Source organism: Gluconobacter sp., assembly GCF_047723935.1.
Classification (GTDB): Bacteria; Pseudomonadota; Alphaproteobacteria; order Acetobacterales; family Acetobacteraceae; genus Gluconobacter.
Genome location: NZ_JBDOBO010000006.1, coordinates 43818 through 64841, shown reverse-complemented (window position 1 = coordinate 64841; position 21024 = coordinate 43818). Strand labels below are relative to the sequence as shown.

Genomic DNA, 21024 nt, shown 5'->3' with positions numbered 1-21024 from the left:
AAAAGCATCTATCCGTTGTGTATACACAACATTGATGCATAACCGTATTGCTCTCTTCCGGGCTGAACGAGGTCTTTCGCGTAAAGACCTCGCTGAAGCCGTAAAGGTTAACCCCCAGACGATCGGCTATCTGGAACGCGGCGATTACAAACCCAGTCTGGAACTCGCGATGAAGATCTGTGCGGTTCTGAAAGCAGAGGTCGAAATGGTTTTCTCTCTGACGCCATTTGATTCACTTGTCGAACAGATGCGCGCGCGCATGGAGGCTGGAAAACAGTGACATTCTCTCCTCGCCCCACTGATAAATTTTTCAGCGTCATGGACAATGTAGCCAATATCATTGGACGTCCTGTTTTCTGGCTTGGGGGACTGTTTCCAGACGGGACACCCGTGTCACCTACAAGCACAATTCCCCTCTGGAAACCTGTCACAATTGCAGTCTGCGCGACCATACTTTTTCCAAGCGCAATATTCCTGCTGAGCCCCGGCTGGATGATGTCAGTATTCTTCATCGGCGGAACGTTTCTTTTGAATATTTGCGCCCGGATAAAACTGCAGCATTCTTTATACAGACTGAGTTCTTGGGACAGGGATGAACGAGAGCAGCAAACCATCCTGATATGCCGGAACTCTGCCCTGATCGTCATGAGTGCTGGAGCTGTCGTGATGCCTCTGTTACTGGCTTTTACGCTCATTCATGACCAATTTCAGCTGAGTGAACTGAAAACGATCAGTCTTATTACTCAAGCCTTCCTCTGCCTGAATTATCTTGTGACCCTCGCGTCAGCGGCACAAATTGGCACACTGGCTTGGCTGGAACGCGATCAGCCATCATCACCGGATGCTGCCTGAAATTCAAAATTTTCTGTTTAGCTCGACACATAAAAAAGGCCGGCCTTCGTCCCCCGACGAATAGACCGGCCATATCAAGCAGACCCGAAGAGCGGTCAGGCTGCCTGAACTGTATCAACCTTTGGCTTACTGGCGCGCACTGGCGCAGCACTTGCTGCATGTGGCGTCAGGGTGCGCTGAACTGCATTCTGCCAGCCGTCCAGCATGATGCGGCGCTGTGCAGGATCCATACGCGGAGAGAACAGACGCTCCTGAGCCCAAGTTGCCGCAACTTCTTCCAGGCTACCCCAGAGACCAACATACAAACCGGCAAGGAAAGCAGCGCCAACGGCCGTGGTCTCGACGTTTACAGGGCGCTCCACATCAGCCTTGAGCATGCTGGCAAGGAACTGAGCAAACCAGTCGTTAGCTGCCATGCCGCCGTCAATACGCAACGTCTTGGCCCGCATCGCACCGTCCTGACGCATGGCATGAACAAGGTCATAGGTCTGATACGCAACAGACTCCAGCATCGCGCGGGCAATGTGTGCCTGCGTCGAACCCAGCGTGAGACCACAGATCATGCCACGTGCTTCAGGATCCCAATGTGGCGCGCCAAGTCCGACAAAAGCCGGCACCATGTAAACGCCATGGCTGTCCGGAATACGGGTTGCCATATCGTCGGTCTGTGAGGCATGCGTGATGAGTTGCAGACCATCACGCAGCCACTTGATACCGGCGCCTGCCACGAAGATGGACCCTTCGAGAGCATAGGTCGTCTTGTTGCCAATCCGGTAACCAATGGTCGTCAGCAGACGGTTATTAGACTGAATTGGCTTCTCGCCTGTGTTCAGGAGCATGAAGCAGCCCGTACCATAGGTCGCTTTCGCCATGCCTTCTTCAAAACAGGCCTGCCCGATCAGAGCAGCATGCTGGTCACCCGCCATACCACCGATCACGATGGATTCACCAAACAGGTCAGGCTCTGTTTTGCCAAACAGGCCGCTGTTATCCTGGACTTCAGGCAGAAGCGCACGAGGCACATTGAACAGGTTCAGCAGTTCATCATCCCACTGAAGGGTGTGAATGTTGAACAGTGAAGTACGGCAGGCATTCGTGATGTCGGTTGCATGGCGTTTGCCACCCGTCAGACGCCACAGAAGGAAGCTGTCGATCGTGCCCGCGGCCAGTTCCCCTGCTTCAGCACGCTTGCGGGCACCTGCAACGTTATCAAGAAGCCAGGCAATCTTGCTTGCTGAGAAATACGGGTCCAGCAGAAGGCCCGTCTTATCACGCACAATTTCTTCGGCGCCCTGCTCACGCAGGCGATTGCATTCCTGAGCCGTCCGGCGATCCTGCCAGACAAGCGCATTATGAATGGGCTTGCCGGTCTTGCGATCCCAGACCACGACTGTTTCGCGCTGGTTGGTAATGCCGATCGCAGCAATTCGCCCAACACCACCAGCCGTGGAAATCGCTTCACGCGCCGTCTCGAGAACGTCTTCCCAGATATCTTCCACATCATGCTCGACCCAACCCAGCTCAGGATAGTGCTGGGGGAATTCGCTACGTGAAATGGACACGGCGCGGGCATTGCTGTCGAAAACAATACTACGGGTCGATGTCGTGCCCTGATCGATCGCGAGAATGTAGTCTTTCTTTGCCATGCTACTTACTCCGGAAACGGACAGATCAAGAGACCTTGTCGATGACGGGACCTGTCGAGGCAGGTACGGAAGGGTTCGAAACGACGAGCACGGGCTCGGCTAGGTTTAGCGCTTCAGATGATGGCGCAGATGCTACCACAGAAATCCGAGGCATGAAGGGGCGAAGACCATACTGGTAAATCGCAGCACCAATCGGACCACCGACCATTGGCGCTGCAATTGGCACCCACCAGTAGTTGGACGGAGCCGGAATGGCAGCCTGCCCCCACCCTGCAAAGAAGCAGAACAGGCGTGGACCAAAGTCACGAGCCGGATTGATGGCCCAGGCTTCCAGATATCCGGCAGACGCACCGATGATTGCAACCAGAAGACCAATGATCAGCGCACCAGAATTCGCCTGCGGAGCCTGCGTGTTGTACTGGCAGGTTACGGCGAAAATACCGAACACCAGAACACCGGTCAGAACAGCCTCATCCCAGAAGGCATGAGCGACACTGATGAAATCGCCAGGATGCGTGAAGAACACGCCAGCAGAGCCGCCATCCAGTGCACGCGTCAGGCCATGCGCAGCATTGTAGTGGTCAATGACCGGCACATAGAGCGAGTACACCAGTGCCGCACCCGCCAGACCGCCCAGAACCTGAGCACCGATGTAGGGTACGACCTTCTTCCATGAGAACCCACGGAAGAGCGCAAGTGAGAGCGTCACAGCCGGGTTGGCGTGCGTGCCGCTGACTGCACCGGTGGCGTAAATCGCAACCGTAACGGACAGTCCCCAGACGATACAGACGCCCCAGTAGGCCGTCTTGTACGGGCTGGGGTCGTAAAGCGAATACATGGCAGCGACGCCATCTCCGAAGAGAATGATGATGGCGACAGCAAAGAACTCAGCAAGGAGTTCACCAAGGTAGCGTTTATTCTCTGACATGACCGGATGTCCGACATGAGAATTGAAGGAAAGATCAGGCGACGTCCTGCCGCCATGTTCCGGAGGTCTCGGAGTTGGCCGAACGTTCTGTTCCGGCGCGCTCCTCGATATAGGTCTGGAGTGCGGCTTTCTCGGCATCAGTCATGAACAGACCCAGCTTCGAGCGACGCCACAGCACGTCCTGCGCAGACCGTGCCCATTCGTTGTCGATCAGATAATCGACTTCGCGCGCACTCAGTGTCTTACCGAACCACTGCCCCATATCGGCTTCTGCCTGCGTAGCGATATCAAACGCCCGCAAACCGTAATTCCGCATGAGCCGCCAGGCTGTGTAAGGGGCCAGATGAGGCGCATACGCCTGGAGCTTCGCCACCTGACGGTCAAAATCGGCCGGAGCAAAATCCCCACCTGGCAATGACGTCTCAGCAGTCCAGGATGGACCGCCCAGCACAGGAAGATGTGGAACCAGCTTCTCAAGTGCATGCTCGGCCAGCTTGCGGAACGTCGTGATCTTGCCGCCGAAAACAGACAGGATCGGTGCACCAGACGCATCAACATCCAGCACATAGTCACGCGTTACAGCGGACGCATTGCCAGAGTTGTCGTCATAAAGCGGACGAACACCGGCATACGTCCAGACCACATCATCCGGGCTGACTGACTTCTGGAAATAGCGGCTGACGCTCTCGCAAAGATACTTGATTTCATCTGCCGAGATTTCAACTTTGCCAGGGTCCTGCTCCCAGGGAACGTCCGTCGTGCCGATGAGCGTGAAATCCTGCTCGTAGGGGATCGCGAACACAATCCGCTTGTCCGGATTTTGCAGGATATAAGCCTGCTTGCTCTCGAACAGGCGCGGCACCACAATGTGGCTTCCCTTGACGAGACGCACCTTGTTACGGCTCTGCACGCCAACACGATCCTGAAGAAGCTCTGCGACCCATGGTCCAGCTGCATTCACAATGGTCTTGGCCTGAACTGTCCGTTCTTCACCACTGTCGCGGTCAAGAAGCGTTGCGGTCCAGAGCTGCGCCCCACGCTCCGCTTTCACAAGTTTGGTGCGCGTGTTGATGGAGGCCCCCAGACGGGTGGCATCCATGGCATTGAGCACAACCAGACGGCTGTCCTGCACCCAGCCATCGGAATATTCGAACCCACGCACGTATTCGCTCTTGAGCGGGCGCCCTGTCACGTCCGTACGGAGGTTCACCGCGCGCGTTTTCGGCAACGTCATGGTCGTGCAGAGGTGGTCGTACAGGAACAGGCCTGTCCGTAGCAGCCAGGCAGGACGCAGCATCTTGGAGTGCGGCAGAACAAAACGCATCGGCCAGATGATGTGCGGCGCAATCTTTAACAGACGCTCACGCTCAATCAGGGCCTCGCGCACCAGCCGGAACTCGTAATATTCCAGATACCGCAGACCACCGTGGATCAGCTTGGTGCTGGCAGAAGATGTATGGCTTGCAAGGTCATCCTGCTCGACAAGGATGACCTTCGCACCACGGCCTGCGGCATCACGGGCAATGCCGCAGCCGTTGATGCCCCCACCAACCACAAGCACGTCATAAGGCGCGCTGTGCGGGCTTGAAGGCGAAACTTCACGAATCGATGACATAACAATCTCCTGCCACCACGCTCCAAAACGAGCATCTGATGTTCGTTTTCGCGCATATTGAACGATAAAGTAAAGAGGCTTCTTCGATTTATAACAGATAAGTGTTCTTTTTTTCGCGTACTACTGTGATGTTTGAGCGATATGTAGCGTCACATTTGCCGCGTCCAGAAGCGCTTGGAATGCGTCCGAGACGGGTCGATCGGTAATCAGATCATCAATATCTGCCAGTCCACCCACGCGCCCCATGGGCTGCCGACTGAATTTTGTATGATCTGCCAGCAGCAGAACACGGCGAGAATTTCGGATAATTGTGCGGGCACACTGAATTTCATTCAGGTCGAAATCCAGCAGTGTTCCGTCATCTGCGATACCGCTGATGCCGATGACGCCGAACTCTGTCCGAAAAGAATCCAAGGTCTCAATCGCAGCAGCGCCCAGAATTGCCCCATCTTTGGGCCGAAGCTCTCCTGCTGCGATCACGGTTCTAAAATCAGGTCTTCCGGAAATAAGAGACGCAACATGGAGGTTGTTAGTCACGACCCGCAGGTCACGATGCCCCCCCAGAGACCGGGCGAAAGCCTCGGTTGTCGTACCAATATTAATAAACAGGGACGAACGGTCAGGAATAAGAGACGCTGCGCAATGGCCGATCGCATCCTTGGCCTTCAGGTTCAGAATCTGCCGTTCATTGTAGGCGATATTTTCAATGGTGGAGTTCGGTGTTGCTCCACCATGATGGCGGGTCAGAAGCCCCTGCTCTGCCAGAAACCCAATGTCCCGCCGAATGGTTTGAACCGCCACATCGAACTGCTGTGCCATGTCCTCGTTCGACACATAGCCCTGACTGCGAACCAGTCGGATGATCTGTTCCTGACGAGGGTTGATCCTGATGGTGGGGTTGCTCATGCACACTGACCTGAAATGATTTCCAGGACAGTGTGACAACACGAACAAAAACGCGCAATCGCGAACTTTGTCAGCGACAGACCCCGTGACGCTTTTTAATCACCCCACCATCAAAGACATTTCAGATTTCGATATTCTGAAGAACCTTGAAGCCTTCAAAGACTGGCGGTCCCACGGTCAGCACTTTGCCTTGTCCGGCACCGGCACCGGCACCGGCATGAGCAGCGCGGAACTGCTCAGACTGTGTCCAACCAACAAAGGCCTCATAAGATTCCCAGACCGTATGAGACGCATAAAGAACATGATCTTCTTTGGCTGGTCCCTGCAGGAATTGAAAACTGACAAATCCTGGAACGGTCTTCAGCAAAACTTCCCGCTCCAGCCAGCGCTGCCGAAAAGCGTCTTCACTATCAGGCCGCACCTTGAAGCGGTTCATTGCAATATACATGGTATCTCTCTCTTGTTGATATCTTCCGGCATGACGAGATCATGCGGAACAACGAACGGACGCCCCGTGCTGCAATGTTGATGAATGCAGCCATCAGGAATCCCAAAAACGTCGTGGAGGAGTTCAGAAGTCAGGATGTCACGGGGGAGACCGTGTGACTGTATCCGCCCCTGATGCATAACGACGATACGATCGGCACAGGCCGCAGCCCAGTTCAGATCATGAAGAACCAGCAACACGCTTCCACCATGCGCCGCATGCATCTTTGCAATCTGAAGAATGAGGCGCTGCCGTGCCATATCCTGTGCGGACAAAGGTTCATCCAGCAACAGACAGCCGGGCGCGCCATTCCGCGCTGCAGCCTCAAGCTGCGCCAGCACCCGCGCAAGATGAACGCGCTGCCTTTCCCCCCCGGATAGCGTCATAATGTCGCGTTCCATGAACGATGACAGCCCGACGCGATCCAGCGTGTCCTGTGCAATCACAACACGCTCAGCCATCGGGCGGCCCTGCCCGGAAATAGCAGTCCCCATAAGAACCAGCTCCAGCGCCGTGAAGCGCGCGCGCATCGGACACTCCTGGGGCAAGAGCGCCCGGCGGCGAGAAAGTTCGCCTGCGGAAAGCGATCCAATTTTTGAGCCATCAAAGCGGATCTCACCGCCATGCAACGGCATCAAACCGCACGCGAGCTTCAGGAGCGTACTTTTGCCCGCGCCGTTAGGCCCCACCACAGCAACAATTTCTCCTGCCGCGAGCGCCAGATCAAGATTGTGAACAATCTCACGACCACCCGCTCTGGCTGAGGCGTTCTGAATTTCCAGTGTCATGATGGAATGTCCGCTCCATGAATGCGACTCAAGAGCCAGACAAAGACCGGGGTTCCGAGTGCTGCGGTAATTATACCAACAGGCAGTTCCGCAGGAGCCGCAACCAGTCTGGCAATCGTATCGGCCGCAGTGAGAAGAATAGCCCCAAGAAGAGCGCTCCCAGGCAGAACCAGACGGTGGTCTGGGCCGGTGACCAACCTCACAAGGTGAGGAACCACAACGCCAACAAACCCAATAGCGCCCACAAACGCGACTACCGGCCCGACGGATGCAGCCACCCCCAGCATTGCCAGCCGTTTCGTCCGCTCGACAGGATACCCCATCAAAGCAGCATCCGCCTCTCCAAGAAGCATGGCGTTCAGAGGAACAGCGAGACGTGTCGCAATCACGCCTGCAAGGAGAAGAAATGGCGAGAGTAGGCCAATACGTTCCCAACTTGCCCCTGAGAAACTCCCGAGAGTCCAGAACGTCAGATCCCGCAGCGCCGTATCATTGGCCCGAAAAATGAGAATACCCGTCAATGCGCCGGAAAAGGCTCCGAACGCGACGCCAGCCAACAGAACAGTCGTGACAGAGGTGATGCCAGCGCGGGTCGCAAAGACGTAAAGGAGGAGTGTGACGAGAAAGCTGCCCAGCATTCCGGCCAAAGGCACAGCCCAACCGTTTAGAAACCCTGACTGAGCCATATCAACGCCCAGTACGATGACGCATGAAGCAGCCAGAGCGGCCCCGGAGGACACGCCAATCAACCCCGGATCAGCCAATGGATTCCGAAAAAGCCCCTGCATCGTTGCGCCCGCGGCACCCAAAGCTGCACCAGCCATGGCGGCAAGAACAACACGTGGCGCACGAATATGCGCGATCACCATCCAGGCTAGATTTCTGGTTGCAACGTCAGGTGCATGCAGAAGCGTACCAATGCCTGCCCCGCTTGCACCAACCTCGACTGCGACCAGCATGACAAGAATTAACAGCGGCAGAAGCGATAGTAAGATCCAGCCCGCATGCACGCGCATTGCCCTCACGCAGGATGCTCCGCTTTCGCCATCAGACGTGCCAGATCCAGCGCCGCTTCGGGCGTTCTCGGACCAAATCCCAGAAGGCGCTCTCCTTCCATTTCCACAATGGCTTTTTTCTGTCCCGCTGGCGTCAAACTAAATCCGGGATCGCTCAAGAGAGCTTTGCGGATATCCTCGCCCCCTTGGTTCATTGTGAGAATGATATCGGGCTTAAGGGTCACAAGGGATTCTGTGTTCAGAAGCTTGTAGCCTTGCAGATCCGCCCCGACATTGACGCCTCCTGCAAGCCGGATAACGGCATCGGCAGCCGTGCCACGCCCCGCCGCGAGCGGACGGTTATTCGTCATTCGCATGATAAACAGGACGCGCGGTGACGCAGCATGTGTGTCGCGCCAGTCTTTAAGAGCAGAAAACTTCTGCTGAATATCCTGAGCAAGCTGCGTGCCCGCCTGCTCACGGTTCACAACTTTTGCCAGAAACTGCGTCCGGCCAATAATAGCGTCGGGCGAAGGCGTTGAATCGACAAACACAATGGGAATACCTGACGCCACCAACTGAGACATGGCATCGGCCGGGCCTGCTGCGTCCATCGCAAGAATGAGATCCGGTTTTACGGATAAAACCCCTTCCGAGGAGATGGCCCGCATATAGCCCAGAGACTTTTTATCTTTCAGTGCGGTTTCGGGCCAAGTCGAAGTCGTATCAACGGCGACAATTTGATCGGCTGCACCAAGACGATAAAGCGTCTCGGTAATCGTTCCCCCGATGCAGGCAATTCTGGAAGCGGCCCCCAGAACAACCTGACGACCGCGACTGTCCGTCACCGTCCGGGTTGCTGCATGCAGGCAGGACGGCATTAAAGCGCTGGCGCAGATCAGACCTAGAAAATTGCGGCGTTCCAAACCAAATCCATTCATCGCCCCTGCCCTTCTCGCATCAAAAAACATCTGTCGTCTGGAACCATGCAATCGAAAGTCATTCTCATTTAAAGGCTAGCTCTTTCATTCCGTCTGAACGAAAAATCACGCCCAGAACTCAAAGCGACCATCTGATCAATACAACTGGAGAAGCGCGCAAAGGCTTCCTCAGCCGCAGCAACACACATAGCCCGGTCCAGTTCTGCGTTATCGATTGCCGCTTTGAACATTTTCCACGATAAGCCCCGCCCTTCTGGGGCTGGTGCCAAATGACGAGCTCCAAAACTTTCTGTCAGGCCTAGAGCCATCGCCATCTTGGACAGAATATTCGCCCCAAGCTTCGATCCTTCCGCGACATATAACCAACCTACGGCAACCGAAGGATTGAGCGGAATCACATTCCCACGATGCGCCATCGGGGCAGTAAGACCAAGATCTCTCATGTCAGCTTCCACCCAGGGAAAGCGGTTACGCGCCTTAAGATCAGGGAGAAGATTTCGCAATATTTCGTTTTCGTAAATATTTGTCATATCTCGCAGGAAAACATACTGAGACAAAAGAAAGATCCGATATCCATCCAGACTGGAAAAAATTCCCATGGACATGATCTTATGATCGGTCCGGTCATGAATGGATTTTGTCTTTTCCCGGAGTGCCAGGGACAGCGTATTGTCGGTGAAAAACGCGCTCATATCCGCCATTTCTCCTTTTGATCTCAGCCGGAATGAATACCTGAATCGTTTGCTCGCCTTCTCGAAGAAAAGAGTCGACGCGGCCTGTGTGGCATATTCATCCGGCACCTTCAATGAAAATGAGAATCAATATCATTTAGATTGACGCTATAAAAATCCCTCGCCATTAGATGCGACCGGTTCTCATTTAAGGGTGATGGTTTCCATGAGCAGACATAGCGTTCGTCCAACACGTTTTCTGCGGCAGCCCATGCTGGCGACCTCCGCGCTGGTCTGTATTTTTGCATCGTTACCGTCTGCTCAGGCACAGTCCGGCACCGGCTTGGAGTATGTCGGAGATGCAAAAACAGACAGCATACCACCGCACGCCGGAGCGGCGCCTACAGTTCAGCTCAAGCCGCTCCATGTTCGAGGGCAGGCCGTTGCAGACATCATTGGGTCAATGAAAGGTGACCCGGATGCGGACTATAGTGCCGTCGGGAAACCGCGTGTCATGACTCTGACAACAACGCTTAAAACACTTCAGTCCCGCATGATTGACAGCATTTCAGACTATGCTCGTCGCGTGGACGCGGGAGTGAATTACAACAATAACAATCTCAGCATTAATATGCGTGGGCTGGATCAGAACCGCATTCTCACCACCATAGACGGCATTCGAACAATCTGGGCGAATGACGGCGCACGTGGTGTCAGTGGTGGTGTTTCATCCTACGATTTCAATTCTCTTGGCTCGATCGACATTGTCAAAAACGCGAACTCCGGCTTTTTCGGAACAGGTGCGCTCGGCGGTGTTGTTTCACTCAAAACGCTGGACCCGGAAGACCTTCTGACAGGCAACAAAGCTTATGGCGGCCTGACCAAGCTGACATACGATGGCTCCAGCGAAAGTGGATACCTCAACCAGGCTCTTGCCGGACGTTATCATAACACAATGATCCTGGTTCAGGGCGGCTATCAGACCGGCAGCCAAACCGGAAATATGGGGGGCACAGGCGGCGTTGGGTCCACACGATCAGACAAAGACCCAGCCTCCTACACACAAGGAAACTTCCTGGGTAAAATTCATCAATACGTGGAAGGCGGTCATCGCTTCGGCTTAACGGGTGAAGTGTTTGATCGGAATTACAACGAAAATACTCTGAGCAGTATCAGCTCAACTTACAGCCGCTATCACACACTGGAAGAAAGCAAGCGCACGCGCGTTTCCGGTAGCTACGATTATAAGTCTGAGAAGCCCACAGCCTTTATCAGCGAAGCGCATCTCATTGCTTACTGGCAAAAAGTTAATTCAATCACAGACACAGCCGCCACTCGACTGACAGCTCCCATTGGGGAGTATGACAGGAACAGCAATCTCGCTGTTCAGTCATACGGAACAACCAGCTCCATCACGTCAAATATTTTCACTGGCCCATTCCATCACGTCATTACCCTTGGCGGAGAAGCCTATATTACAGACACCAGGCAATATGCTGCGGGTCTCGATAATTGCAGCGCACGGATCTATTCGTGCAGTTTCTTGCATGTAAACCAGTCCGATATGCCTGATGTTCATGGCACAGATCTTGGAGCGATAGTGCAGGACCGAATTGGTTTCGGGAAAATGGAATGGCTCCATGTTACGCCAGGATTCCGCTTCGATCACTACAGACGCAGCCCACAATACACTGCAAGCTATGCTAGAAATGCCGCTTATGAAGGTACACCGGACGGGGCCAGCGGCTCGCATTATTCTCCGAAAGTTCTGGTCGAAGCCCGGGTTCTGAAAAACCTTACGCTTTACGGACAATACTCACAGGCTTTCCGTGCGCCCTCCGCAACAGAAATGTACCTGACCTATGGTGGCACAGGCAGCTATGTCTCGATCGGGAACCAGAACCTCAAACCCGAGACCAGTCGTGGCTGGGAAGTCGGGGCGCGATATGGAGATTCCAAACGCGGCGCAACAATTTCATTCTTCGATAATTACTACCACAATTTCATCGATACGATCACGACAACAGCGGCAGCCGCCGGCATCGGCGGATACTACCCATTTGGTGTTTTCGAATACGTCAACCGCCAGCATGTCCGTATCTACGGCGTAGAAGCACGCGCTAACTGGACTTTCGCCAATTACTGGCAGGTATGGACGTCCCTTGCCTATTCTGATGGCCAGGATACCGATGAACATGTTCACCTGAACTCGGTTGCACCATTCCGCGGAATTGTGGGCGTTGCCTATAACCGAGAGCACTGGGGCGCGAATTTCTCCACAACATTCGCGGCTGCACGCAACAAGGTGCAGAACATGGCGTCTAATGTGAACAAGACACCAGGCTATGCACTCTTCGATTTAACAGGCTGGTACTCGCCAAAATTCTTCCCGAACCTGCGCGTGCAGGCTGGCATGTATAATATGTTCAACAAACGTTACTATAATGCATTGGACGTACCTGACAGCATCAGCGTCCCCAAGTCCTATTACACGCAGCCTGGCCGCAGCTTTAAAGTGACGACGCTCATCAATTTCTAAGCGTCAGAAACCCGACCTGAAAGACCGTGACCCACGCCAGAATACGTCACGGTGTTTCAAAAAAAACCAAGCGTCTCGCACCCGAAGCCAGCTTTCACTGTTCGCAGCACCTTGCGATTGGAAAGTTGGATTTCAGTCAATGTGCCATCACCTTCATTCGCCACAAGCACTGTTGTGCCATCGGGCCTAAAGGCCGCATCCATCGGTTTCCGACCAACAGGAACGGGGTACTGGTCCCATTGAGGAAGGCTGATCAATGTTACAATCGGTTCAAAGTCTCCAATCACAAGAAGCCATTTTCCATCGGGGCTAACCCGCACGATCTGTGCACTTTTATGATGATGCTTCAGTTCAACTTCCTGACGCAGCTCTCCCCCATCGACATCCATTAGAAATAACGATGGATGCAAGGCATTGCTGACCACGAGAAATTTTTCATCTGGCAGATGATCAATACCAGCAGAGGGCGCAGGAAGAACAATCGTACGCCTGAAGCTATCATCGCCAATACGCAGAACGGTCAGTGTCGCATCTTCTTCGTTTTCCGTGACGATCAGCTTACGCTGCGGAAGAACAGTGAGCCTGTGTGCATTCCGGGAAAATGCCTGCAGAACACGTCTTACTCTCTTCGTCTCCGGATCTATCACCGCCACGGCAGCGCTTGCCTCACAGCAGACATACAGCAAACCATCTGGACCGAAACGCAACGTATGCGGAGATTCAAGAGGTGTCAGATCAATGTCTGAAAGTCTGGTTCTTGCATGCAAATCTATAACTGAAACGAAATGGTTTGGGGCAGGATTGTTGCCGTGAAAACCATTTCCGTAGGCTGGTACAAATGCAAGCCCATGACGATTATCTATGGCCAGTTCATGTGGCAGGCTCGGCATGCCGCCAATATGATCCAGCACTTCGAGCGTTATCGGGTCCAGGAAAAGAAGCTGTGCGCCCTTCTTGTCCACGACAATTAATCCGCTGCAATGACTGGAAGTCATAAACCGTCCTTGCTTTTACTTGTCTCAGGATGCTCCTGATACAGAACAATATAAAAAGCATTTGGTTTTAGATAGTCCGGCCGAAATGCTGTCACAAAAATGCCAGCGTCAATCAAAACCAGACCATACGTTTTACAAAGTGCACGTCAGGCAGCACTGAGATGCAATAAATTCTATATTATTTCAAAAAGCGGATGATCAGGCCGTCATCGCTATTGGCATATCTTTGGCAGAAATGTCTGCAATATGCAGTTTGACGCCCGCTCCTATCATCTTGTCCGCGACATTATCTGGCAGGCCAGAGTCCGTAATAACGGCATCAAAATCCGTCAGATTTGCCAGATGATTGAGCGCACTGATTCCGAATTTACGGCTATCCACCATCAGAACCCGTCGATCGGCCATGTTCATCAGCGCACTTTTGGCTTTGATGAGGTCTTCATCCTGATGGTAGGCCGAAAGTCCGTGAATAGCTGAGGTGGACATGAATAATGTGTTGATCCGAAGCGAGGTGACACTGCGTTCACACAAAACTCCGAGAAATGCATCAAAGGTTGGATTATATCGTCCACCCAGCGCAATCAGGCTGATATCACGAGAACGCCCAATCTTCGTGCTGATCCCCAGACTGTTCGTCACAACTGTAAGCTGACCGATTGCCGGCAGGCGTTCGGATAAAAAGCGCGATGTTGTTGAGTCATCCAAAGCGATCGTATCGCCTTCTTCGATCAAACCCGCAGCGATCGCTGTAATACCCAGCTTTTCCTGCACAGCCTGGCGAGCACGCAGCATGATGCTGCTTGCCGCCACAGCATTGGAGAGCGTCGTAACGCTTTCACCAACTTTACGGATCAGGCCCTGCGTTGCAAGCGCGTGGAGGTCACGATTCATGGCTGCGCGGGTCATAGTGAACTGAACCAGCAAATCCTGGATCAGAACACAGCCATGCGCCGTGACATAGTCCAGAACAGCCTGACGCCGCGCGGACAGAGCCCGGCTTCCATGAAGGATATCGGGTATCATGCAGGTGCTCTTTCCTCGATCACACGATCAATCAGCTTTTCGAAGTCTGGAACTGACCAGCCTGCGCGCCCCACAAATACGCCATCCACATTTGGCTGGTTCACATAGCTACGGGCGTTATCCTGCGTGACACTTCCGCCATAGAGTAGCGGTACGCGATCACCGATATCCTTCCCGGCAATTTCACACAGAACGGCACGCAACCCCGCGTGAACTTTTGCCACACAGTCAGTGTCGGCCGCGCGCCCTCCTGCACCGATCGCCCAGATCGGTTCATAGGCAATCAGAATTTTCGGGAGATCTGCATGAGCCACATCATGCAATGCAATCTTGAGCTGTCGGGCGAGAGTTTCTGCCGTGACACCGAAATCGTATTCTTCAAAGCTTTCGCCAATGCACAGCAAAGGCCGCAAACCATGACGAAGTGCCGCAGACATCTTGCGACTAACAGTCCAGTCCGTTTCCGCGAAATGCTGACGACGTTCCGAATGGCCGATCAGGACGATATCTGCCCCGCACTCTTTCACCATGGCGGGAGAAATTTCACCTGTCCACGAACCGCTCTCTTCCCAATGCATGTTCTGCGCACCGACGAGCACGTCCGCCCCTTTCAGAACACTCGCAACAGCCTGCAGGGACGTAAATGGTGTGATGATGAAGGGCTTCACGCCATCCGGCGCTCGATAGGCCTTGAGCGCTTCTGCAGCAGCCAAGGCCTCGGCAGGTCCCTTGTTCATCTTCCAGTTCGTACCGATCCAGACTGTTTTGCGAGTCACCATTCATCTCCCGAAAGAAGGCAGCGACCATCGAATCTTGATCGCTAAACCTAAGTCATGTTTAGCGTTAAATCATAACACTCCAAAGACATGAAGTTCCGAAATGAATGATATTTTCAATTCAACTCTCCGTACCCGCTCTCCAAGAGGGCTCTAAAGGCAGGTACGAAGATACTGAAAACAGGACCTTTATTGCCCTTGTAAGTTTTTAAGCTGCCCGCTCCAGAAGAACACTCTCCGTCACCAGACTATCGGCATCCGCAGGACGAAGTGTGGCAATTCCTTTGCGGGCAAGGCCATCATGATAGAAATGCGTTGCCTCATTAGGAGAGAGATCCCCATCCGTGACGCGGCGCATGGCTTCAATCAGCAAAAGCGGGTCCGCAGCATCCACAATCTTGCGACCAAATAGCGCTGCACGAGCACCGCTGCTCTGGGCTTGATGAATCAGCTCCAGACAATCGCGCGTCGTACCACTTCCGCCGCCCATAATTCCGACGATAACGCTCGGGTCATATTCACATAGCTCCGCAAAAGCCTCGCTGCCATTGAACGGCACTTTCAGGAAGACAGGCTTCTCTTCCTTACGAAGACCAGCAAGTGCACGGGTAACCATATCATTCAGGAACACCCCGAAATCTTCTGGCGCGATATTCCCTTCATTCGGATTGAAGACTTCGAGGAAGTAAGAGAACCCGTTGATTTTGGCTTCTTCGCGGAACCGTGCAAACTCTTCCAGAGCCAGCGTATCCTGATCAACGTCACCGTTAAATGTCATCGAATACAGGCCAAGGTTTGTCTGTGCCCGCTCCAAAGATGCAGAGCGGAACGGAACAGATTTTTGCGCGCGGTAGTGTCCACCACGCCCACGCCACAGGTCCGTCGTATCATTGGCACGGATCGCCTTCTGGATTTTCGTACCCTCGAACGCATCACGCTCCAGCAGATCTTCCAGAATGGAGACCGAGGTCAGCATGATGTCCACAATATCCTGCCGGATGATGGACTGGATTTCGGACAGATATTGCGGTCGCGTCCGGAACCGGGACTGCCCAGCCCGCGGATTACGGCGATTGCCCATCGCGCTGATGCCCGCTGCCATGTCTGAATCCTTGGCATCCGCAAGGATGAAATCATAACGCGTGTCTTTGCCAGCGCGCATGCGTGCAATTTTTTCTTCGTAGCGGTTCATGGCTCAAGCTTTCAGAGTTTCAAGGGGTTCAGATGACAGGGGAAATTGATCGCGGAGATTGTGGCGTTCCTGCCCTTCTCTCCAGGCATCCTGAGCCTGACGTGCGGCTTCCCGCTCATCCCAGCCCAGCGTTTCTCCAATGATGTTTGCAACCTCCTGCACGACTGCCGGCGTCATGGCGCCACTGAGTGCAATTGTCGTGCGACGGTAGAGAGCGTCCGACAGACGCCGAACCAGTTCATTTTCAGCAATGAACATCAGTTCACGACGCGTGTAGGACGGGAGCGTTCGCAGAGGAGCGTCTGCCGCCTCCTGACAAAATGCTGCGATCTTTCTGGCTAGCGTTCCGTACCGGTCGAGCAGCACGGACGCACGCGGGCGCGGCAGCCCAAAAGACGTCGCAAACCTGTCCAGATAGGCTGTGTGCTGATCTGCCTGCGGGAAACCACGGCCGCCGCCGATGGCCAATTCCTGTGTTGACGTGCTTCGCGGATGCCCCAGCAGCGCCAGTACACGATCCGCGACTTCTTCGCCTAGCCCACGGAAAGTCGTCCATTTTCCACCCACGAGGGACAGAACAGGCGTTGCACCCAGCCTGTCTTCATGAACGATGTGATCGCGACTGATCGCAGATGGATCGGCCGCATTGGTGGCGGGTAGCGGACGAACACCGCTATAACGGTAGGTGACCTGCTCGCTTCCGATATGGAAACCGGGGAACAAATCGGCCAGCATCCGCAGCATGTAATCCTGCTCTTCGTCCGTACAGACTGCCTTGTCTGGATCGTCGATCCGGATATCGGTAGAGCCAACCAGGACATGACCAAAAAACGGATATGCGAGACAGATCCGTCCATCCGGCGTCCCGAAATAGACCATCCGGCCCTTCAGTTCCCGGAGCAGGTCATCATGCTTCAACAGCAGATGAGACCCTTTTGTGCCGCCAATATATTTCGTTGGATGCCCCAGGATCGTATTGATCTGATCAATCCAGGCGCCACCCGCATTAACCAAAACACGCGCCTTTACCGTTTTCACTTCATCGGTGAGCACGTCTCGCAGGACGAGTTGTCCGCTTTGGAAAGTCTCTGGGACAACATAGGTTACGGCCTCACAGTTCGGAGCTGTTTCCAGCGCATCCTGCACGCATTCATATCCGAGGCGTTCAGGCTGCGTGATCGCAGCATCGTAATACTGCGCTGTTGCGACAACATCCTTCGCCATATGGGGCCATTCACGGCGCGTTTTCTGGCTGAGGCAGAGGGAATGTCGTGGCATGACGCGAGCACGGCGCCCTAGGAAATCGTAAATCTGAAGCCCGACTTCCAGAACCAGCGCGCCACGATCCGTCATTTTGCCGCCAAGGTTCAGGAAGCGACGAAATGATGTGACGATCCCTCCAAGCCATGTGCGGATCGGCAGAACAGTCGGCAGTGGCCGAACGAAATGCGGGGCATTTCGCAAGAGCAGATTTCGCTCCAACGTCGATTGCGCCACAAGCTTGAACTCGCCCGTTTCCAGATACTTGATACCACCATGGATCAAGCGGGATGGTGCGCAGGATGCCCCTGTACAGATGTCGCTTCGATCCAGAATGAGCGTCTTCACGCCCTGAAGAGCCAGTTCACGAAACAGGCCAGCGCCATTAATGCCAGCCCCGATAATGACGACATCAAATTCGGCATTATCCGGCACGGCTGAAAGTGTCTTCACGAATGCATTTCCTTCGCGATTTCGGCTGAGAGCGCATAATTCATGACGGGGCCCACTGGGGTTTCTGGGGCGCTACTGACTTCGCTACCGGCCTCATACAGACCGGACCAAAAAGGTTTCATCGCCAGCGTCAATGCGACGTATCGGCGATAAATGCCCTCATAGATCCGTGCGCGTGCGGGGTCCGGCTGATAGACATTCATAGGAATTTCCTGAGCAGCCACCGCCTCCTCAAGATCTCCATAAAGCCCAACAGCAACACTTGCCGTCAGAGCCGCGCCCAAGGCTCCAGCCTCCCGAACGCTGGAAATTTCGACGGGCATATTGAGAATATCCGCAAACATCTGCGCAATAGATGCTTGGCTACTACCCCCGCCTGACACACCAAGGCGATGCACAGCACCTGTCTGACGCAAGGTTTCAACATGCTCGCGATGGTTAAAGATTGTCCCTTCAATCATCGCCTGAAAAAGATCTGCTCGATCATGCCAGGACTGCACCCCGAACAGCGATGCACTTGCCGGTGCCTCATAAGGTGATCCGAAAAGAAACGGATGATACAGCGGGATCGGTCGTTCGCCGCGAGAACGCCCAAGCTTCGCCTCAACTTCCTTTGTGAGAACTTGAGCGGCCTCTTTTTCCTCTGGAAGAAGCATACGCGCGAGCCATTCCAGATTGCTGGACGACGCGGGCGAAATAGCCATGCAGTTCCACAACCCGCGACGATAGCCTGCGCGGCAGGACCAGCCATCACCTATGACAGGCCGACTGCGGAAAATTTCATTGATAGAAAAAGTGCCCGCCGTGATCGAAAGATCACCTGGCCGCGTGTAGCCTGATCCCACAGCGGCGGCTGTTACATCATGCAGCCCGACAGAAACCGGCGTTCCTTCCCGTAGGCCGGTCGCACGAGCAGCTTCTGCCGTGATCGTTCCACCCTGGTCACACGACAGTAGCATTTTGGGGAGCGCCCCGCGGATTTCACGCAGATCCAGCACATCAAGGATGCTGTCGCTGTAGCCCTGTGTGTAAAGATCCGTGAAAGATGTGCTGGCCTCTGTCAGATCTGTCGCAATTTCCCCTGTCAGACAAAGGCGGATCCAGTCCTTGGCAAAAAAGACAGTGCCAATGGCATGATAACGATCTGGTTGATGGCGCTTCATCCACGCCAGCAGGGTCGTGGCGGAATAGGGATAAGGACGCTGCCCCGCAATGGGGACGATCTTCTCCAATCGGCCTTCCTGCTTCCATTCGTCATGAATCTCCGTGGCCCGACTATCGAGCGACATGATCCCTCGACCCAACGGCTGCCTTGAGCGGTCAAGAACAAAAAGTCCGTCACCGTGTGCAGTCACCCCAACGCCAGCAATATCATCCCCGCTCAGCCCGGAAACGTCCAAGGCTTCCTGGACGGCTTCCACAACAGCCTGCCACGCTTCATGCATATCTCGCTCAACGTGACGCGGTTCGTCCATATGCTGGGGAACACGACGACGGCCGGTCCCTACAATTCCACCTGTCTTCGAGAAGATGACAGCCTTCGTCGTGGTAGAACCGCAATCGATCCCGATCGTGAAATCCTGGCGCATTTCGCCCTCCGGACACTCTTGCAATCGGCCTTAGCAAATCGCCCAACCGATAACACCATAAATGTTATTATCAGGTGATATAAGTGTTATCATGCTTCCGTCAATGTGATAAATATCACTTTTCCAGCGTCAAGAATCTTTGTGTGATAATTCCCGTGAAAAGCACACCGCAGAGCAGATCAGAACATTACAAATTTGGTCAGCGCTGGTATGTAGATGTCGCGATGCCATAATTGGCCTTACCCGATGACAAGGATCTTTTTGACAGATGACTGATGGTTCGGGCGTTCCAGCTACCTCCCCCGCCGTCCTTCTCAGCAAACGCAGGGACAACAGTGCCCGTCAGCAGCAGATCCTCGACGTCCTTCTAGAGACAGGAAGTGCCACAATCGAGAATCTGTCTGAGCGTTTTGACGTCAGCAGAATGACAATTCACCGTGACGCTCACGCGCTGGCCGCCCAAGGACTGATCGATAAGCTGCACGGCAGTATTGTGCTCAAGAATCGCGTCGTCACTCAGAAAACCGTCAATTTTCGAAAGTCACGCGCGCCCGATCTGAAAGAGTCGATCATTCAGCGGGCTATTTCGATGATTACGCCTGAGCAAATTCTTGTCCTGGACGATTCCACGACAGTCGCAGCTATGCTGCCCCTGCTGCCAGCGCTAGCCCCCTTGACCATCATCACAAATGCTGTGGGCGTTATTCAGGCACTTTCCCCCTACCCCAACCTGAAACTCATTTGCCTTGGCGGTGACTACAACCAGCCAAGAAATGCCTTTTTTGGTCTCGTGTGCGAACAGGCAGCAAAATCACTCCGCGCCAATACGATGTTTCTGTCCACGTCCATCATCCACAACGAAACGGCGTTTCAGAACGATCAGGACGTCGTGAAAGTCAAACAGGCGCTAATGCAGATTGCGGACCAGACCGTCCTTCTCGTTGACAGCACAAAGTTCCGCAAGGGTGGCCTTCACCGACTGGCCGCATTAAGCGATTTCGATGTTGTTCTGACAGACTCACAACTAAAGCCCGCCATTCGCAAGGCCCTCACGCACGACGGTATCAACGTCGAAATATGCGGCTGATAGCCTAACGCTCAGTGAGTAAAGCAACAAATAACAAACCCACGACGAATTATACAAAATATATCACGCAGAAGCTGATACAATCTTGATTGAAGTAGATACATAGCATCACATCGATGTTATATATAACATTGCGATAAGTATGCCACTCATCATGCTGATCAGTCCTGATCGAAGGATTTTCAGCATGATATACATCAGCCTTGCCCCTCTCTGGCAAAGGGTTCCAACAAACTCTTTGCCCAACAGTCTATTCATGAAATCCAGCCTTCCATATGCAG

Annotated in this window: 19 protein-coding genes; 4 read left to right on the top strand and 15 right to left on the bottom strand. The window is 53.9% G+C overall.

The features are described 5' to 3' along the window. Positions 1 to 34: 34 nt before the first annotated feature. Entirely contained in the window at positions 35 to 280 is a 246-nt protein-coding gene (locus tag ABF979_RS04940) for a helix-turn-helix transcriptional regulator (protein WP_211516457.1), read from the top strand. 365 nt (positions 281 to 645) lie between these two features. Next, positions 646 to 852 carry a hypothetical protein gene (locus tag ABF979_RS04935; protein WP_415558189.1) on the top strand — a complete coding sequence of 69 codons (207 nt, stop codon included), beginning with the start codon at positions 646 to 648 and terminating at the stop codon, positions 850 to 852. A gap of 95 nt (positions 853 to 947) precedes the next feature. Here ABF979_RS04935 and glpK read toward each other — a convergent pair whose 3' ends face one another. The 9 genes from glpK to ABF979_RS04890 all read right to left on the bottom strand — a co-directional run bounded on the left by glpK (position 948) and on the right by ABF979_RS04890 (position 9850). After that, the gene (glpK, locus tag ABF979_RS04930; protein WP_215748740.1) at positions 948 to 2498 is read right to left on the bottom strand and encodes a glycerol kinase GlpK; all 1551 of its coding nucleotides are present in this window, start codon (positions 2496 to 2498) and stop codon (positions 948 to 950) included. A gap of 25 nt (positions 2499 to 2523) precedes the next feature. Next, entirely contained in the window at positions 2524 to 3426 is a 903-nt protein-coding gene (locus ABF979_RS04925; RefSeq protein ID WP_346005609.1) for an MIP/aquaporin family protein, read from the bottom strand. A gap of 34 nt (positions 3427 to 3460) precedes the next feature. Continuing rightward, positions 3461 to 5041, bottom strand: coding sequence for a glycerol-3-phosphate dehydrogenase (gene glpD, locus ABF979_RS04920; RefSeq protein WP_415558186.1), 1581 nt, complete (start codon positions 5039 to 5041; stop codon positions 3461 to 3463). A gap of 120 nt (positions 5042 to 5161) precedes the next feature. Beyond that, positions 5162 to 5947: a DeoR/GlpR family DNA-binding transcription regulator gene (locus ABF979_RS04915; protein ID WP_211500185.1), complete on the bottom strand. Its 786-nt coding sequence runs from the start codon at positions 5945 to 5947 to the stop codon at positions 5162 to 5164. 121 nt (positions 5948 to 6068) lie between these two features. After that, the gene (locus ABF979_RS04910; protein WP_415558184.1) at positions 6069 to 6395 is read right to left on the bottom strand and encodes an antibiotic biosynthesis monooxygenase family protein; all 327 of its coding nucleotides are present in this window, start codon (positions 6393 to 6395) and stop codon (positions 6069 to 6071) included. Continuing rightward, complete coding sequence (locus tag ABF979_RS04905; RefSeq protein WP_415558182.1) at positions 6380 to 7222, bottom strand: heme ABC transporter ATP-binding protein; 843 nt, start codon at positions 7220 to 7222, stop codon at positions 6380 to 6382. The genes ABF979_RS04910 and ABF979_RS04905 overlap by 16 nt, the downstream gene beginning before the upstream one ends. Continuing rightward, the gene (locus ABF979_RS04900) at positions 7219 to 8238 is read right to left on the bottom strand and encodes a FecCD family ABC transporter permease (RefSeq protein ID WP_415558240.1); all 1020 of its coding nucleotides are present in this window, start codon (positions 8236 to 8238) and stop codon (positions 7219 to 7221) included. Before ABF979_RS04900 ends, ABF979_RS04905 begins: the two co-directional genes overlap by 4 nt. Before the next feature lie 5 nt (positions 8239 to 8243). Next, positions 8244 to 9158 (bottom strand): heme/hemin ABC transporter substrate-binding protein, encoded by a 915-nt coding sequence (locus tag ABF979_RS04895; RefSeq protein ID WP_415558180.1) that lies wholly within the window; start codon positions 9156 to 9158, stop codon positions 8244 to 8246. A 68-nt stretch (positions 9159 to 9226) separates the two neighbouring features. Then, positions 9227 to 9850, bottom strand: coding sequence for a biliverdin-producing heme oxygenase (locus tag ABF979_RS04890; protein WP_415558178.1), 624 nt, complete (start codon positions 9848 to 9850; stop codon positions 9227 to 9229). A 205-nt stretch (positions 9851 to 10055) separates the two neighbouring features. On the opposite strand from ABF979_RS04890, the gene ABF979_RS04885 reads away from it, so the two are divergent. Next, positions 10056 to 12368 carry a TonB-dependent hemoglobin/transferrin/lactoferrin family receptor gene (locus ABF979_RS04885; RefSeq protein ID WP_415558176.1) on the top strand — a complete coding sequence of 771 codons (2313 nt, stop codon included), beginning with the start codon at positions 10056 to 10058 and terminating at the stop codon, positions 12366 to 12368. 56 nt (positions 12369 to 12424) lie between these two features. Here the strand turns inward: ABF979_RS04885 and ABF979_RS04880 are convergent, their stop codons facing one another. The 6 genes from ABF979_RS04880 to ABF979_RS04855 form a co-directional block, all read right to left on the bottom strand. Next, positions 12425 to 13363: a YncE family protein gene (locus tag ABF979_RS04880; RefSeq protein WP_415558174.1), complete on the bottom strand. Its 939-nt coding sequence runs from the start codon at positions 13361 to 13363 to the stop codon at positions 12425 to 12427. Between the two features lie 198 nt (positions 13364 to 13561). Then, a complete protein-coding gene (locus ABF979_RS04875) occupies positions 13562 to 14386 on the bottom strand; it encodes a DeoR/GlpR family DNA-binding transcription regulator (RefSeq protein ID WP_415558172.1) in 825 nt (274 codons plus the stop codon). Next, entirely contained in the window at positions 14383 to 15165 is a 783-nt protein-coding gene (locus ABF979_RS04870; protein ID WP_415558170.1) for a triose-phosphate isomerase, read from the bottom strand. The genes ABF979_RS04875 and ABF979_RS04870 overlap by 4 nt, the downstream gene beginning before the upstream one ends. Positions 15166 to 15370: 205 nt before the next feature. Further along, positions 15371 to 16354 carry a hypothetical protein gene (locus tag ABF979_RS04865; RefSeq protein WP_415558169.1) on the bottom strand — a complete coding sequence of 328 codons (984 nt, stop codon included), beginning with the start codon at positions 16352 to 16354 and terminating at the stop codon, positions 15371 to 15373. Positions 16355 to 16357: 3 nt separating this feature from the next. Further along, on the bottom strand, positions 16358 to 18067 hold the full coding sequence (locus ABF979_RS04860; RefSeq protein WP_415558167.1) for an FAD-dependent oxidoreductase: 1710 nt from the start codon (positions 18065 to 18067) through the stop codon (positions 16358 to 16360). Further along, positions 18064 to 19656, bottom strand: coding sequence for an FGGY-family carbohydrate kinase (locus tag ABF979_RS04855; RefSeq protein ID WP_415558165.1), 1593 nt, complete (start codon positions 19654 to 19656; stop codon positions 18064 to 18066). Before ABF979_RS04855 ends, ABF979_RS04860 begins: the two co-directional genes overlap by 4 nt. Before the next feature lie 268 nt (positions 19657 to 19924). Between ABF979_RS04855 and ABF979_RS04850 the strand changes: the two genes are divergently transcribed. Continuing rightward, a complete protein-coding gene (locus tag ABF979_RS04850; RefSeq protein WP_202206717.1) occupies positions 19925 to 20743 on the top strand; it encodes a DeoR/GlpR family DNA-binding transcription regulator in 819 nt (272 codons plus the stop codon). The last annotated feature ends 281 nt before the right edge of the window (positions 20744 to 21024 follow it).

Excerpts from the sequence above, each read along its gene's own strand:
- ABF979_RS04940 (WP_211516457.1), top strand. The coding sequence starts at position 35 with ATGCATAACCGTATTGCTCTCTTCCGGGCTGAACGAGGTCTTTCGCGT.
- ABF979_RS04935 (WP_415558189.1), top strand. The coding sequence starts at position 646 with ATGAGTGCTGGAGCTGTCGTGATGCCTCTGTTACTGGCTTTTACGCTC.
- glpK (WP_215748740.1), bottom strand. The coding sequence starts at position 2,498 with ATGGCAAAGAAAGACTACATTCTCGCGATCGATCAGGGCACGACATCG.
- ABF979_RS04925 (WP_346005609.1), bottom strand. The coding sequence starts at position 3,426 with ATGTCAGAGAATAAACGCTACCTTGGTGAACTCCTTGCTGAGTTCTTT.
- glpD (WP_415558186.1), bottom strand. The coding sequence starts at position 5,041 with ATGTCATCGATTCGTGAAGTTTCGCCTTCAAGCCCGCACAGCGCGCCT.
- ABF979_RS04915 (WP_211500185.1), bottom strand. The coding sequence starts at position 5,947 with ATGAGCAACCCCACCATCAGGATCAACCCTCGTCAGGAACAGATCATC.
- ABF979_RS04910 (WP_415558184.1), bottom strand. The coding sequence starts at position 6,395 with ATGTATATTGCAATGAACCGCTTCAAGGTGCGGCCTGATAGTGAAGAC.
- ABF979_RS04905 (WP_415558182.1), bottom strand. The coding sequence starts at position 7,222 with ATGACACTGGAAATTCAGAACGCCTCAGCCAGAGCGGGTGGTCGTGAG.
- ABF979_RS04900 (WP_415558240.1), bottom strand. The coding sequence starts at position 8,238 with ATGCGCGTGCATGCGGGCTGGATCTTACTATCGCTTCTGCCGCTGTTA.
- ABF979_RS04895 (WP_415558180.1), bottom strand. The coding sequence starts at position 9,158 with ATGAATGGATTTGGTTTGGAACGCCGCAATTTTCTAGGTCTGATCTGC.
- ABF979_RS04890 (WP_415558178.1), bottom strand. The coding sequence starts at position 9,850 with ATGAGCGCGTTTTTCACCGACAATACGCTGTCCCTGGCACTCCGGGAA.
- ABF979_RS04885 (WP_415558176.1), top strand. The coding sequence starts at position 10,056 with ATGAGCAGACATAGCGTTCGTCCAACACGTTTTCTGCGGCAGCCCATG.
- ABF979_RS04880 (WP_415558174.1), bottom strand. The coding sequence starts at position 13,363 with ATGACTTCCAGTCATTGCAGCGGATTAATTGTCGTGGACAAGAAGGGC.
- ABF979_RS04875 (WP_415558172.1), bottom strand. The coding sequence starts at position 14,386 with ATGATACCCGATATCCTTCATGGAAGCCGGGCTCTGTCCGCGCGGCGT.
- ABF979_RS04870 (WP_415558170.1), bottom strand. The coding sequence starts at position 15,165 with ATGGTGACTCGCAAAACAGTCTGGATCGGTACGAACTGGAAGATGAAC.
- ABF979_RS04865 (WP_415558169.1), bottom strand. The coding sequence starts at position 16,354 with ATGAACCGCTACGAAGAAAAAATTGCACGCATGCGCGCTGGCAAAGAC.
- ABF979_RS04855 (WP_415558165.1), bottom strand. The coding sequence starts at position 19,656 with ATGCGCCAGGATTTCACGATCGGGATCGATTGCGGTTCTACCACGACG.
- ABF979_RS04850 (WP_202206717.1), top strand. The coding sequence starts at position 19,925 with ATGACTGATGGTTCGGGCGTTCCAGCTACCTCCCCCGCCGTCCTTCTC.